Annotated in this window: 11 protein-coding genes; all 11 read right to left on the bottom strand. The window is 55.7% G+C overall.

Annotated features, from left to right (window positions below):
- Positions 1-124: 124 nt before the first annotated feature.
- The 11 genes from tssM to AB1287_RS01205 all read right to left on the bottom strand — a co-directional run bounded on the left by tssM (position 125) and on the right by AB1287_RS01205 (position 14,731).
- Positions 125-3,931, bottom strand: a complete 3,807-nt coding sequence (gene tssM, locus AB1287_RS01155; protein WP_435616698.1) for a type VI secretion system membrane subunit TssM — start codon at positions 3,929-3,931, stop codon at positions 125-127.
- Positions 3,932-3,953: 22 nt separating this feature from the next.
- Positions 3,954-5,318 (bottom strand): type VI secretion system protein TssL, long form, encoded by a 1,365-nt coding sequence (tssL, locus tag AB1287_RS01160; protein WP_435616699.1) that lies wholly within the window; start codon positions 5,316-5,318, stop codon positions 3,954-3,956.
- Positions 5,300-6,646: a type VI secretion system baseplate subunit TssK gene (gene tssK, locus AB1287_RS01165; protein WP_312625993.1), complete on the bottom strand. Its 1,347-nt coding sequence runs from the start codon at positions 6,644-6,646 to the stop codon at positions 5,300-5,302. The genes tssL and tssK overlap by 19 nt, the downstream gene beginning before the upstream one ends.
- Positions 6,647-6,649: 3 nt before the next feature.
- The gene (gene tssJ / locus AB1287_RS01170; RefSeq protein ID WP_435616700.1) at positions 6,650-7,168 is read right to left on the bottom strand and encodes a type VI secretion system lipoprotein TssJ; all 519 of its coding nucleotides are present in this window, start codon (positions 7,166-7,168) and stop codon (positions 6,650-6,652) included.
- A 127-nt stretch (positions 7,169-7,295) separates the two neighbouring features.
- Positions 7,296-7,781, bottom strand: a complete 486-nt coding sequence (locus AB1287_RS01175) for an Hcp family type VI secretion system effector (protein WP_435616701.1) — start codon at positions 7,779-7,781, stop codon at positions 7,296-7,298.
- 133 nt (positions 7,782-7,914) lie between these two features.
- Positions 7,915-9,405: a type VI secretion system contractile sheath large subunit gene (tssC, locus tag AB1287_RS01180; RefSeq protein WP_312626267.1), complete on the bottom strand. Its 1,491-nt coding sequence runs from the start codon at positions 9,403-9,405 to the stop codon at positions 7,915-7,917.
- A 29-nt stretch (positions 9,406-9,434) separates the two neighbouring features.
- Positions 9,435-9,968, bottom strand: a complete 534-nt coding sequence (gene tssB, locus AB1287_RS01185) for a type VI secretion system contractile sheath small subunit (protein WP_312625996.1) — start codon at positions 9,966-9,968, stop codon at positions 9,435-9,437.
- Between the two features lie 125 nt (positions 9,969-10,093).
- On the bottom strand, positions 10,094-10,660 hold the full coding sequence (locus AB1287_RS01190) for a fimbrial protein (protein ID WP_435616702.1): 567 nt from the start codon (positions 10,658-10,660) through the stop codon (positions 10,094-10,096).
- Positions 10,645-13,227 carry a fimbria/pilus outer membrane usher protein gene (locus AB1287_RS01195; RefSeq protein WP_435616703.1) on the bottom strand — a complete coding sequence of 861 codons (2,583 nt, stop codon included), beginning with the start codon at positions 13,225-13,227 and terminating at the stop codon, positions 10,645-10,647. The genes AB1287_RS01190 and AB1287_RS01195 overlap by 16 nt, the downstream gene beginning before the upstream one ends.
- A 72-nt stretch (positions 13,228-13,299) precedes the next feature.
- Positions 13,300-14,058: a molecular chaperone gene (locus AB1287_RS01200; RefSeq protein ID WP_435616704.1), complete on the bottom strand. Its 759-nt coding sequence runs from the start codon at positions 14,056-14,058 to the stop codon at positions 13,300-13,302.
- A gap of 115 nt (positions 14,059-14,173) precedes the next feature.
- Positions 14,174-14,731: a fimbrial protein gene (locus tag AB1287_RS01205; RefSeq protein WP_435616705.1), complete on the bottom strand. Its 558-nt coding sequence runs from the start codon at positions 14,729-14,731 to the stop codon at positions 14,174-14,176.
- Positions 14,732-14,761 lie beyond the last annotated feature (30 nt).

Raw genomic sequence — 14,761 nt, forward strand, 5'->3', positions numbered from 1 at the left:
TTTAGCCCTGCGCACACGGCGTGTGAGCAGGACGATGATTGTTTACTGGCGATCGACGCCTCTATTTTTTCGTCATGCGGTCGTCTCCCTCTGAAATATGTTTCCATCACCTTGTCTATCCCTGTTAATTATCAGTGGGACACTCAAAACCCTTTAACAGGCTGGAGAGCGTACTGTTATCAGACACCATTCCACCGAGGGTGATATCCATCCGGCGCTTATCGACAAAATAAGTCAGCAAGATATTTCCGTTGTCGTCTGTCTGGCGCAGCGCAGCCTGATCCATCCAGCGGAACAGAGCCCATGGGCTATTTAGTGAAACCGGAGAGGCGCTGCCGGGTAACGCGGGCAGGGCGCTGATATTGATGTTGGTACTGCCGTTGGTGCCTGGCCAGTTAAACAGCCACGGAACAACCGGGCCGTGAATGTAGCGGAACGGACTGCCGCCGATGTTCATATTGAGCTGCACGATAGCGGGATCCATATACGCAACGGAAAGCGTCGGCGTCAGCTGCATCTTTTTGCCGTCATCGCTGCTGAAGAAGGCGTTACGGATCCGGGTTACCTGCTGGAAAAACGCCAGATTGCCTTCCGACTGCGTGCCCTTATAGCGCCAGACGGGCTGCGAGGTGTCGACTTTATCGGCCAGATTCTGCTTAAACCAGCTGTCGACCAGCCCGTCCCGGGCAAAGAACTGCCTGAAATCATGAAGCGTGACTTCCTGCGCTGACTCGCGGAACGGATAGCGGTTGGCCAGCGTTTCCCGGCATACCGCGCCGAGGTTGCTGTCCACATTTTTACTGTTGCTGGCGAGCACCTGAGCCTGCACTTTCTGCGATGCGCCACGAATGAAGGGTTCAACGACCGTGCGGAACGGGGTGGGCCAGGTCTGCGCCTGAATGCCGATGCGCATGCTGGTATCGGGCATCACCGGCGTTTCACCGTTGCTGAGGTTGTTGCTGGTGACAACAAACAGCGTGTACAGCTCGCCAAGCGTTGACGAAAGCTTATTGAGCTGGGAGCCGGGCAAGCCTGGCAGACTGCTTTCCATCGCGAGGGCGTTGCCCTGGCCGTTGACGAACTCATGCAGGGCGCGAAAACGGTCGTCCACCTCTGACCGGGTCAACTTCTTAATTAAGGCATCGGCCGCGTCATCCAGCTTTTTGGCCTGGCTGACCAGTCGGTTGTTGGTGAGGCGGTTATTACCGTCGTCGAGCAGCTCCGGCAGGTTTTTATCCTTCTGCACCAGCGTGGTTTGTTCGACGGAGACGCGGGCCAGGTTGACCAGCGGCGAGTTCGGTGAGGCGAGGATTCGCAACAGATAGATATCGCCTGCCAGCGGGGAACCGCCGGAGGAAACCTCATCAAGCGGGATGAGCCGAATGCTGTCCAGCAGACGGCTCCACAGGCTACTGTATTCACGCAGATAGAGCCGAAGCACTCCTTCGCGGACCGTCAAAGGATTGGGTGCTGCTTCCGTTTTCGTACCCATTACCCACTGATCTTCACGCTGTAGCTGGGTGATGAGGAGGAGAAACTTTTTTTTTATCAGCATCTGGTACCCGGCCCGGGTAAAAAAACCAGGGATACCGTCGCGTGCCAGCTGCTCATCGGTGACGGTAAAGATTTGCGCGCTGCTATCCCCGGTCATTTTGTCGAGCGTCATCGGCTCTGGCGCCTGGGCGAGCTCCACGGACTTTACGCGCTGGTAAAGCCTGGCGTTAAGCGAGCGCTGACCCAGGGCTGCGCGGGCCTGAGCGATCAGCGTGGTATCCGCTTTTTGCCCATATTGCAGCCACTTCTCTCCGGCGAACAGGGCGCTCAGGTGGGCCTGGAATACGCTCTCATCGCCGTAGGCCGTCAGCTTGTCCTGGCTGTCCCATTGCTGAGTTAAGGCTACGCTAAGCCATTCGTTGCTGGCCTGGCCCTGGCCAAAAATGCCCAGATAGATTTTGAGCGCCTGATACAGCTGTTCGTCGTTCTCACTCTTATCCTGAAGTGCTGCATTCAGCGATGCACTTGCCTGGTTCTGCAACGCTGGCAGGAAAAAACGCTCCAGCATATAGCGGTACAAACCATTGGCGTGCTCGGCCACCGGTTTACCGGTATACAGCCCGTAGCGATAGTCCAGCGCCGGGTCCAGCAGATTCAGGGGGTCAAACTCCGGCAAATCGCGGGCCATCGCCAGCAGGCCGGCGAGGATTTTGCCTTCCGGAAGCTGTTTTAACGGCGCGACGGCTTTTTCCAGCTGCTGCGTTTTGGCGATTACCGCATCGAGATAAGTCGAGTTGTTGTCATAGCTCAGGGTTAGCCCGCGGATCAGGATCACCGCCAGCAGCAGCAGGGCGATATGGCTGAACAGACGCTGCATACGAAAACGCGTCGCCTCGCGGAAGTTTGGCGTGGCGAGGGTGGCGTCCTTGACGATCACGTCGGCAAAAAGCTGTCTGAGGAAGTAGTGTTTGCCCCACACCGTACTCTGAAGCACCTCTTCCTCCGGGATTGCCTGCTCGGCGCTGAACGCCGCGGTTTCTGGCTGGTCGCTGACAAAATAGCGCCGCCAGCGAGAGACCACCGTTTTGTGATTGTGCAGGCGGGTATCAGCCTGCTGGCAGCTGCTGCTGAAGTAGACCCCGCGGAAGCTGGCGCAGAACTGGGTTTCGTCATAGCGGGAGCTGAAAAACGCCTGCTGTAAAAAATCCGCCACTTCGTTGCACAGCAGCTGAAAGTCCAGCGGGAAGGTGTACATCGCCTTGCGATCCTGAAGTGAATACTCCTCCTGCTGGCGAGGGTGGAGGGTGCTCGCCAGCCGCTGCTGCAGCACGTCCAGCTCGCTGGAAATTTTTTGCTGGAGCCCGTTGGTGGAGGTGTTGACCATTTCACCCCACGGGAAAGTGACGCCCCACACCTGGTCGCGGGCTTCGCGGGTCATGCTGCGAAACCAGGGCTCAAAGCCGCTCAAGTGGTCTACTTTGGTGATCGTGACGTAGACCGGGAAATGAACGCCGAGCTGCTGGCGGAGTTCGGCGAGTCGGGCGCGCAGGCGCGTTGCCAGCGCCAGCTTGCTCTCTTTTGAGCCCTGAAGAAGATCGGCCGCAGGAACGGCGACGATCGCGCCGTTGATCCCGTCGCGGGCGCGGTATTTGTGCAGCGTTTTCAGCAGATGCTGCCATTCGTCGTCGGCGGCCTCGCTGCTGATGTATTTGCCTGCGGTATCCAGAAACAGCGCGTCGTTGCCAAACCAGCATTCGCAGCTGGCGGTCGGTGGGTTCTGTTGGCTGGTGCGGCTGAGCTGCTCCGGCAAGGGGAAGTCCTGCCCTGAGGCGATAACCAGCGAGGTCTTACCGGAGTTTTCATCGCCCAGCAGCACATACCAGGGGATCGTTTCGGGCAGAATGCCTGGCAGCAGCAGCGTCCACCAGCGCTTCCAGTGGGTGCGGGCCCGGCTGGTTAACGCCACGGCATGGCGGATTTGGCGGGTAATAAAGGTATATTTTTCCGCCGGACTGACCGCCGGTTTTCCCACGCCTTTCAGGCGATTCAACAGCGCCGGATTGTGGATAAGCGCCACCACCAGCAGCCAAAGGGCATAGAGCAGGACCACCAGCCAGATGACGGCGACGATCGCCAGCCGCCGCGACGGCGCGGTGAGCGGATAGCTTTTCCCGGCCAGCAGCCACGGTCCGGCCACCCAAACCAGCACGCTGGCGCTCAGGGCCAGCGGGATGAAGAACGGAATGCGCCACCACAGGCGGGCGATCCAAAGCCATGCCACCAGGATACACAGGCAGCGCGCACTGACGGATTCGAGCGGATGTGCCTCGCCGAAGCCGGAGAATGGGCCGAGATACCAGATGGCCGCCGCCGCCAGCAGGGCGCAGAGCAACAGCATCAGAAACTTCAGGTTGTGGGTGGAGAATAATCGACTCAAGTAAGACATTCCGTTGTGGCTCTTAATAGGTGACAAACATTTCAACGCGACGGTTTCGTGCCCGACCGGCTGCATCCTGATTGCTTTGCAGCGGCTGCCGTTCTCCCATCCCCTCAATACGAATTTTGCTCGCAGGAATGCCCGCGCTGATCAACAGGTTAGCGACGCTGTTCGCCCTCTGCTCCGACAGGGCCTGGTTATTCCTGATGCCAGGTTTGTTGATCGGCATGGCGTCGGTATGACCGACGATCAACACTTCGCCGTTGACCCGGCGGATCTCCGTGGCGACGCGCCCGAGGATCGCCGTCATTTCCGGTTTCACCTGTACGGAGCCTGATTCAAACATTGAATCGCCGCTGAAGATGACCTTGCTCTGCTGGCTGGTTTCATCGACCGCCACCTGCTTTTTCGCAATCTCCGCTTTCAGCAGAACGGCCAGGCGCAGACGTTGCACAGGCGCTGCCGGGGCGATGCGGGTCATGGCGTCAATACGCGCGGTCAGCGCATGCTCTTTCACCAGCAAATGGTATTTGCACCAGATAAAGGTGCCAGCGGTGAGCAACGTGACCAGCAGCAGCGTGCCCCGCACGGGCACGAAAATCCGCGCCCGGCGCTTGATCTCCTGTCGCTCCGGCAGACCGAGCGGCGACAGCTCTGGCGAGACTTTACTGAGCGTGTTTTGCAGCAGGGCCAGCAGGCGCTGGCGAATGCGCATCAACTGGCGATCGCCATCCTCGACGATGCTGTAACGGCCCTCAAAGCCCAGTGCCAGAATGCGCAACATGATGTCGAGCACGTCGGCGTAGTCGTGAGGCTGCATCGACAGGCGCCCGGCGAGCAGGAAGAATTTGTTACCGCCGTCGTTATCGCCTTCAAAATGGTTAAGCAGGTTGCTGCGCGCCCAGCCTGAGCTGATGCCCCACGGAGAGGCGTGCGCCGCTTCATCGAGCGCGGTACACAGGCAGTAACGCACGATGGTCATTTTCTTCCATGGAATATCGACCTCTTCACAAATCACCGTGAAGACGTTGATTTCGCTGGCGAGCGTACGTTTGAGTACCTCGACCTGGCTGCTGTCGGCGATCTCCAGCGGCATTTCACTCAGCGCTCGCAGCAGCGGTTGGCTGGCCTCCAGCAGCGGATTGCTGGCCGCATTTACCCGCAGCACCCGCTGCTGAATGCTCTCGCCCTTCAGGCTGGCTTCATTCAGGGCGAGGCTCACGGTCGGCTGCGCCGGAGCGTGCCCCGACCCGGCGTTGACGGCAGACGTGTTCAGAGGACTTTCTGCGGACTCATCGAGCAAAAACTTGCCCAGCGCCTGCAGGCTTTGCTCGTTGTCATCGGTCATCTCTGCGATGCTGTCGCTCATCAGTGACGAATCCCCCATAGCTCAAGCCGCAGCTCGGGCAGGTCGCCCGCCACGTGCAGCGCCAGCGCCCCGCTTTGCAAAATGCGATCCCAGAACGGGCCATTGCGGGTCAGTTCGAAATAGACGCTGCCGCTGTGATACGGGATCTGGCGGGGCGGCACCGGCAGGTTTTGCAACACCAGGCCCGGCAGGTGCGAACGCACCAGCTCATGCAGCTGCTGCGGAGAACTTATCTTGGCCTGAGCGGCGAACTGTTGCGCCAGAATATCGGCGGCCATCTGCGCGTTGACCGCCAGCACCAGGCTTGAGAAGGAGCGTAGTTCTTCCGGCAGTACCGATGCGGCCCACACGCCCTGGCCTTTTTTGTGTAGCGGGATCATTTGACCGGCGCGGACCAGAATCTGGTTCAGGAGATCGTTGAGCTCTTCGACCAGCGGGCGTATGGATTTGAAGAGCGCGCCGTGGTGGTAGCCGGGTGCGGGCCGTGGCCTGCGGGTGTTAACCCGGATGAAGGTTGACAGCTCACCGGCAAATTTTGCCAGCTCCTGGTACAGCGCGATCGGCGGCAGCTCCGGAATATGGCGCAGGTGATCGAGTATCGGCTCGTATTTATTGAAAATTTGCAGCAGCAGATAATCGACGATTTCCGAACTGGCGCTGGCCTTGCCGTCGCTGTTACCCAGACGATTGGCGAGCATTTCGGCACGAATCTTCACCAGCCCGTTCAGGTGGGTCAGCCATTCGCCGAGTAGCGGGCTTGCGCCGTAGCCGGTGACCGGTGGAATGAAATCTTCAAAGTGCAGCAGCACGCTGCCGTCCGGCTGCAGGGCTTTCACCTTCATGAGCGGTAAACCGATCCAGGATTCGGTCATCTCGGTTTCACTCATTAATCTCAGGCGAAGGCGGCCAAGCTGTACCTGCTTCGCGCCCTGACGGATGGCGTTGCTGTCGTTCAGCTCGGCATCGTAGGCGCAGAAGCGGGCCAGCGAGCTGCGATCGTACTCATCGAAAATGGTCTCATCGCTGTTGTCGAGCCGTAGCGGTACCGCCAGCCAGATCACCTTCCCGAGGTGCTCTGCGGAGATGGTTAGCGGTTCAGGCGGTTCAGCGTGTGCGGGCACATCAAAGGGCGTGCCGTCCGGCAGAACGCCTTTGCAGGTGCGCAGGACCAGTTTTCCATAGGCCAGCGCCTCGTTATCTATCTCATATTGCGCAAACCCCCAGAAGAACGGGGTGAGGGTAGCGGCCCTTTTGTGCGCGTAATATTCAAGGTAACGCTCTTGCTGTTGAAAGAGCTGAGGGCGCAAAAAGAGTCCCTCACTCCACACGACTTTATTAGTTCTCACGGGTCAGTTCGCTTCTTTAATGGATACGGATACGTTGTCGAGGGCGACCTCCAGCTTCAAAGGCTCATCCGTTGACGGGATTAGCCAGTGATACCAGGGGCGGGAATTCTGTGGATGCAGGGCGTAAACGGCGTTCCACCTGGCGTCATTGATCGTGCGGAAAGCGGCGGCAATGCCGAAAAAATGGACGTCGCGGGGGGGCTCGAGTTTGATCGTGCGGGATTCGCCCGGCTTCAGGATCAGCTGCTGCTGATTCCTGATGTCGTTAAGGAGAGCAGGATCGGCTCCGTTGGTCAGTGAAATAAAGTCGCTGTTGGCAAAATTATCCGCGTTGACGAGCGAATAGAGCATGACCTGAACCGGTGCAGCGCGGCCGTCCCGGTCGGGATTGCTGTTTTTGCTGGCGTGGAATGTCATTTCCACCCTTTTTGGGGGGGGCTGGGGCTCATTCCTGGTGCTGCATGCGGCCAGCATCAGAGCCAGGATCAGGTTCAGACCGTACTGTGCAGCTTTCCTTTTCATCAAACTCTTACCTGTTTCCTTCAGTATTATCCTGAATAACCGCTGCGCGATGTAAACGGCTATTCAGTAATAACGCTGGGTGGTGAAATGAAGACTCGCCAAATAGCGAGCCTTCGGGGCATGAAAATTAACCGTGCAGGTTAGCTTTCACATCATAGGTCGCGGAAATAACGCCAGACTTATGACCTTCAGCATTCTGCATGACGTAATCCTGAGTCATTTTGGTGAATGAGAAGCGAACGGATTCACGTGGACGCGTTTCGTCATCGTGAGAACCATTCATATTTACTTTAGTGATGATGGCATCGGTAAATTTAATGGTCAGATATTCCAGCGGGTCGCCACCGGCTTTACGGATCACAAATTGAATGTTCTTAATGTGTTTACCGGTCAGACAGTAGTTCAGCAGGTTCGGGCTGGCTTTGTCGGTATAGTGGACGAAGCAGAAATCATCAACCGTTGCACGACCAGAACCGCCGCCGGAACCGCTGTGCATATTTGAATGCTGTGCGACATCCCAGTTCCAGGATAAAACCTGGATTTCATTTTTATGAACGGCATCCGGAGATTCACCCTCAATTCCTTCGATTTTAATAAACATATCTTGTGCCATAATGCATATTCTCCAGTGCTTATTTAGCTAATTTAAAACAACAAATTATGTTCTTCCTTCCCGGAAGAACGTTCCCTTTTGTAATGGTGAGCATCACAAAAAATAGTTTTGCGCGAGTGGTCAGCCTGTTTTATCAGGCGCCTTCTTTCACGGAAGGTAGTTTGGCCACCATGCGCAGAGAAACGGTTAACCCTTCCAGCTGGAAATGCGGGCGCAGGAAGAATTTCGCCTGGTAGTAACCCGGGTTGCCCTCAACGTCTTCCACCACCACTTCTGCCGCCGCCAGCGGACGGCGCGCTTTGGTTTCAACGGTTGAGTTGGCCGGGTCGCCGTCGACGTAGTTCATTACCCAGTCGTTCAGCCAGCGCTGCATTTCGTCGCGCTCTTTGAAAGTCCCGATCTTGTCGCGGACGATACATTTCAGGTAATGCGCAAAGCGTGAGCAGGCAAACAGGTACGGCAGGCGTGCCGAGAGGTTGGCGTTGGCCGTGGCGTCCGCATCGTAGTACTCGGCAGGTTTTTGCAGGGATTGTGCGCCGATAAAGGCGGCATAATCGGTATTCTTGCGGTGAACCAGCGGGATAAATCCATTCTTCGCCAGCTCGGCTTCACGGCGATCGGAAATCGCGATTTCGGTCGGGCATTTCATGTCCACGCCGCCATCGTCCGTCGGGAAGGTGTGGCATGGCAGGCCTTCCACGACGCCGCCGCTCTCCACGCCACGAATCAACGTACACCAGCCATACTCCTTGAAGGAGCGATTGATGTTTACCGCCATCGCATAGGCGGCGTTGGACCAGATGTATTTGCTGTGATCGGCGCCGTCGGTGACCTCTTCAAAGTGGAAGGCGTCTACCGGGTTGGTGCGAATACCGTACGGTAAACGGGCGAGGAAACGCGGCATCGCCAGGCCGATGTAACGGGAGTCTTCGCCCTGACGCAGCGAGTTCCATGCGGCGTATTCCAGGTTCTGGGTGAAGATTTTGGTCAGGTCGCGTGGGTTGGAGAGCTCCTGCCAGGACTCCATTTGTAGCACCGTCGGTGATGCGCCAGAGATGAAAGGCATATGTGCGGACGCCGCGATTTTGCCGAGCGAAGCCAGCAGGTCGACGTCCGGTGCGGTGTGGTCGAAGTAGTAATCCGCCACCAGGCAGCCGTAAGGTTCGCCGCCGAGCTGGCCGTACTCTTCCTCATAGATCTTCTTAAACAGCGGACTCTGGTCCCAGGCGATGCCCTTATAGCGCTTCATGTTGCGGCGCAGCTCGTCCTTGGACATGTCCATAAAGCGCAGCTTCAGCTTTTCATCGGTTTCGGTGTTGTAAACCAGATACTGCAGGCCGCGCCAGGCGCTTTCCAGCGCCTGAAACTCCTGATGATGCAGGATAAGGTTGATTTGCTCGGAGAGCTTGCTGTCGATGCCGGCAATGATTGACTCAATGCTTTTGTACGCGTCATCCGAGATGGTGACCGTATTGGCCAGCGCCTGCTCGGCGAGCGTCTTTACCGCACCTTCGACGGCGACCTTGGTCTGTTCCGTTTTGGCTTTAAACTCTTTCGCCAGCAGCTGGTTGAAATCGCTGGTTTCCGCCGTTGACTTCGACGTTTTTTGGGCTTGTACATCCATAACAGACATAGGGGTTCCTTTCTTTTTCATTACTCTTCTGGCTGAACGTCAGCAACTTCAGGTTGGGCTTTTGGGGAAGCGGCAAGGGTATTAAGCAGCGCTTTGTCCTTGAGCAGCTTTCTCACCAGCTCTTCGGCGCCAGCTTTGCCATCCATGTAGGTTTGCAGGTTGGCAAGCTGGGACCGTGCTTCGAGCAACTGGGATAAGGAATCCACTTTTCGGGCGATCTCATCCGGTGAAAAGTCGTTGATGCTTTCGAAGGTGATATCGACCATCAGCTGGCCTTCGCCCGTCAGAGTATTCGGCACCGCAAACGCCACGCGTGGTTTCATTGCCTTCATGCGCTCGTCGAAATTGTCGATATCAATATCGAGGAATTTGCGATCGGCGATCGGTGGGAGCGGCTCCAGCGGCTTACCGGAAAGGTCTGCCAGCACGCCCATAACAAAAGGCAATTCGACTTTCTTTTCGCTGCCGTAAATTTCCACGTCATATTCAATCTGTACGCGCGGCGCTCGATTTCTGGCAATGAATTTTTGAGAGTTACTTTTACTTACGGCCATATCAATCCTTAATAATTCAGCGCTGAATAATATTATTTTTATCAGGTGATGATATTTCCCGACAAAAGTTGCCAGCTATTCAGCGCATAGCAATAGCTGGCTTTCCCGATAATGAACTCAGTATCTTATTTGTAATCGACTATAATCGCCGCAGCTGTGTTAATGAGACCCACGCTTGCACCTGAGGTACCGGTGGCATAATAACTGGCAATAAACTGATGACTGATACCTGCTGTACTGCTGACGACGTAATCCTGATTACTGAGCGGATCGTCAATCACCATTTGCTGTTGATCTGCTTTACGTAAACGCACTTCAACATTCTTGCTATAATCGCTGCCAGTGGCATTAGGTAAATTCCCCGTGGCTGCATTCGTGCCGGATGCCGTCGAACCAAAATAAAGTGAAATTGCTTTATTCGTCGGGCAGTTGCTCAACGTAATGGAGAATGTCTGACTACCTGCTTCTGCCCCGTTGTAATTTAAGGTGGTGGTTGAAATCTCTGGTAAAACAATTGTCTCGTTAGCCGAGCCATTATTAATGGCGAGGTCGCAGGTATTTTCCAGATAAGACCCTTTAAACTGCACATCGATTTTGCAATTGTCCGAGACGCCGCAGGATTGCGCCAGCGCCAGCGGTGACAATAGCCAGAAGGCAAATCCCAGGGTTTTGGGCATTATCGACGATAGCATGTCACCTCCAGTTGTACGACGCTGTTACTCTTCGTTGCGAGGACCTGATTCAGGGCATTTTTGGCCGGCACAATGAGGCACTTATCCTTCCCGGACACCGCGAACAGGTTGCCGGACGCCGGGTCCCAGCCGCGTACGAAGGCCATTCCGCCTTGTCCGCTGACGCCCTGATTGATCCCTTTGTCATCCACCAGTTCGCTGCCCACAGGAATCGGGTTGTGCTGCTCATCGCGGATCACCAGCACAATCGGTGTGCCTTCGATAGTCTTCATATCCACGCCAACGATCGCGCCTTCGCGCGGCACCACGGTGCGCTGGCTTTGGAGCACGTCGACGTTGTCAGGTACGCTGCGGTAATCCAGCGCAATGTTGTTTTCCCGATACGCGGTGAGGGAAGGGACGATGGCGTAGCCGCGACCGTCAATTTGCGAGCCCTGGCCGTTAAACATTTTCGCGCCCTTCGCACCCTTCGCGCCGATGACCGCAAATGGCATGTCGCCTACGGATGGGCCAAGCGTCACGCCGCCTTTGTGCGCGACAACGCTGCCCATTGCCGAGAGCGAAAGCTGACGGGAAGAGCCCTGGCTGTCGACGCCTGCGGTCATCCCGAACTGCCCGACCGGGCTGCGATAGTTCATGTTGCCGTATACCGCTTCGCGAGAATCTGACTGATACGCCTTCTCTGCGGAAGTGCCGATACCATAGGTCAGCTCATTCTGATCGCCGCGGCTGCCGTTGGCGTTCATCTGGAAGCGATCGCTTTTCGGCGAGCTGTGGCTGTAGGTCGAATAGAGCGAATCAAACAGCGGCCTGCTGTTGGTATTTCGCCCAATCGGTACGTTGATCGAGGCCAGATAAGTGTTCTCATATTTGCCGTTTTCATCGCTGGTGCGCATCGCCGTCAGCGCGAAGGAGAAATAGCGCAGCGATTTGTTCCAGCTGATAGAGTACTGCTTCGCGGTCCTCTCGCTGCTCCAGTAGGTGTAAAGACTGCCGGTGAAATTGAGCGTACTGTTGTCCCACAGCGTCTGGGAAATGGTGGCCGTGAAGCGCTCTTTGGTCCGATAATCCACATCGTAGTCGTCGTTGGTTCTGCCATCACGGGCAATGCTGGCGTCACGCAGCGAATAGAACCCTTTCGTTGAGTATCGATAGGCCGCCATGGTCAGGTTGGTGGCGGTTTGCTCCATGAATTTGGTAAAGCTGACGTTGTAGCTATTACCGCTGGAGTGTCTGCCGTCTTCCACCTCACTCCATGCGCGGGTAATGTCCATCCCGAGCCCGCCGATCAGGGTGTTGATCGCGTTACCGATGGAGAGGGCATAGTAGTGGTTTGAGATCTGCGACCCGCCGTAAACGGTATAGTTATTGCCCAGGCCGTATTGCAGCAGTCCCTGCAACACTTTTGGCTTCTCTTTGAGCGTATCGTCGTTCATTTCACCGGCCAGCAGTTCGAAGCTGCTGACATCTTTATGAAGCAGCATCGGCGGTGCGGAGAAAGGCACCGTGCTGGTGCGCACCGAGCCGTTGGCCTCGGTTATGGTCATCTGCAGATCGCCACCGTAACCCATCGCCCCGATATCGGTGAGCTCAAACGGGCCCGGTGGTACGACGGTCTGGTAGACGGTCATCCCGTGCTGGGTGATGCTGACTTTAGCGTTCGACTCCGCCACGCCCCGCACGATTGGAGAGTAGTTGCGCAGACCTTCAGGCAGCATGCGATCGTCGGATTTAAGCTGCACCCCGCGAAGGCTAAAGCTGTCAAAAACTTTACCGGTCGTGTTGGTGTCCCCCAGCGTCAGCTGGCTTTTCAGCGCCGAAATATCGGTAGCAGCGTAGGTCGCCAGGCTTTCGGTATGCGGCGTGTCTTTGCCGTCGTACCAGCTGACGTTGGAGCGCTGACGTAATCGCCAGGGCCCGACGTTGATGCCCGACAGCAGCCCGATATTGCTGGTGTGGCCATCGCTGCGTGATTCACCGTTACGTGGGCCAGTGGAACTGCCATAAAAGTTGGCGTTGTAGTCCAGAAAGGCCGCAGGCATTCCGCTTTCCCAGCGTGACGGGTCGGTGTAGCCGCGCGGGAATTTCACCTGGTTTGCCTGAGGGACTCGGATGTCCAGCTCCAGGTCACCGCCGTTATACGTCACCAGGCTGTCAGGAATAACCTCACCCAGACGGAAGGGCGATGCGCTGTCCGCAACGGGTTTATCCGTCTTAATGCCGAATTTTTGCAGCTGCTCCGGTGTAAAAATGGCTTCGGCGTTTTGCTTATTTTTCACTGGTGCAAAGGTAATCTCCTCGCGGCCGCGCTGTTCGCCGTTCACGATAACGGTCAGCATATAAACACCTGGCGAAACCGGATTGCCTTCGCTGAACTGGGTGACGTCAATTCCCTTGCCGTGCAGAAATTCAGGGTTGTAATCCACTATCTCAGAGGAGGACTCCGCTGCCTCTGAGCTATTCTGCGTAGCCCAAACTCTGTGCACCGGCAGGGCAGCGAAAATTAACGTCGCCAGCAGCGTGCAACGCTTATTCTCGTGAATAAAGTTTTGTGCTGATCGTTCCATTATCACTATTATCCCTGACACCGTTGAACCGGACAGAAACCATCCCGTACGGTGGTTAATACCGAAAGAAAATTAGCTTTTTTTCTCAATGAACGCGCCGGCCTGATTTACCATCGTTTTTTCCACGGCAGCGCCGTAGTCATTGAGTAAATAGACCGTTAGCTGACTCACGTTGCCTCCAGGTGCGGCACTTTTATCGGCGTAAAAGGTTTCGGAATATCCGGGAGCAACCACATCCATATTCATAAAGTATTTTTTATTGCCGATCGTAAACGTGCCGGTATCAAACGAAAAATGGTAAGGCGTCGGGTTGGTAATTTTAATTCCGGTACCTTTTTTAGGATCCGACACGGTGCTCCATTGCAGTCGGTTAAAGACCTCGACGCTGTTCTCTTTTAAATTTTGCGGTCGGTAGAAAATCTTAATCCGGGTGCGGAATGCCAGCTCCAGGCGGCTTTTTGCCGGAAGATTTTTATTTACCGGTGGAATTTCCAGCAGGTTGAACCAGAACAACGATTCACGATCCTGCGGCAGCGCCATGCCGTTATAGATAAGCCTCAGGCTCTGACCTTTTCCCGGCTCCACGCGGTACACCGGTGGCGTCACCAAAAAAGGGACCTTAACCTCATTAAGGTTGGCATTGGCTTTACCGTCGTCGATCCAGATTTGCACCAGCGCAGGCTTATCTCCTTTGTTGTTGGTTCTGATGCTTAATTCTTTTTCATTACCCGGGAAAATAATGCGGGTGCCTGAAATGGTGACCCCGGCAGTACTTAAACGGCAGTATGAAAATAAAACCAATAACAAAAAAAACTTTTTGAAAAATGACATAACCGAATCCTGTTAAAATGACCTGGGCCCTGATTCGGCGCAAAAATAACCCACTGTCGGACCGGACAATCCGGACAACAGATTATGATTACGCCGAACGATGGCTTACTGACTGTTATTTATAGGCCAGCGTGTACTGTACTTTTGCCGTTACGTCACCCGCGGTGGTGGCCGCTGAGGCATAGTAGGCACCGATATAGGTCATCTTGGCGGTGTGATCGGTGGTCGAGATTGGGAAGAAACCACCGGTGCCGCCTACAGGGATCTGGCTGGTGCCATCTTTATCAAACAGGCGAACTTCCACGTTTTCCGCGCCGCCATCGGCTTTCGCGGTGCTGTTGGTCAGGTTACCCGTTGCGGAATTGAAACCATCGCTGTTGATGGCTTCGAAGTGGGCAGCGACGCTCGCTGGGCCACCGGTCTCCGGGCAATTTTCCACATTGATATCAAAGGTGGTTGAACCACCGACGGCACCTGCTGTTGACAGCGTCTGGGTAGACAGGGTTGGCAGAGTGACCTTCTTGTCCACGTCGGCTGAGACAATGCTACAGGTCTCGGCAATCAGCTTACCGTTAAAGGTTACGGTACCCTGAGTGACTTCGCCTGCGGCGAACGCGGAGGATGTGGTCATCGCCAGAGCGATGGCGCACAGTGAAATATTCAGTTTAGACATTTCTGTTCCTTAGATATTGATTACTGCTTT

The organism is Scandinavium sp. UTDF21-P1B, assembly GCF_040750395.1.
Classification (GTDB): domain Bacteria; phylum Pseudomonadota; class Gammaproteobacteria; order Enterobacterales; family Enterobacteriaceae; genus Scandinavium.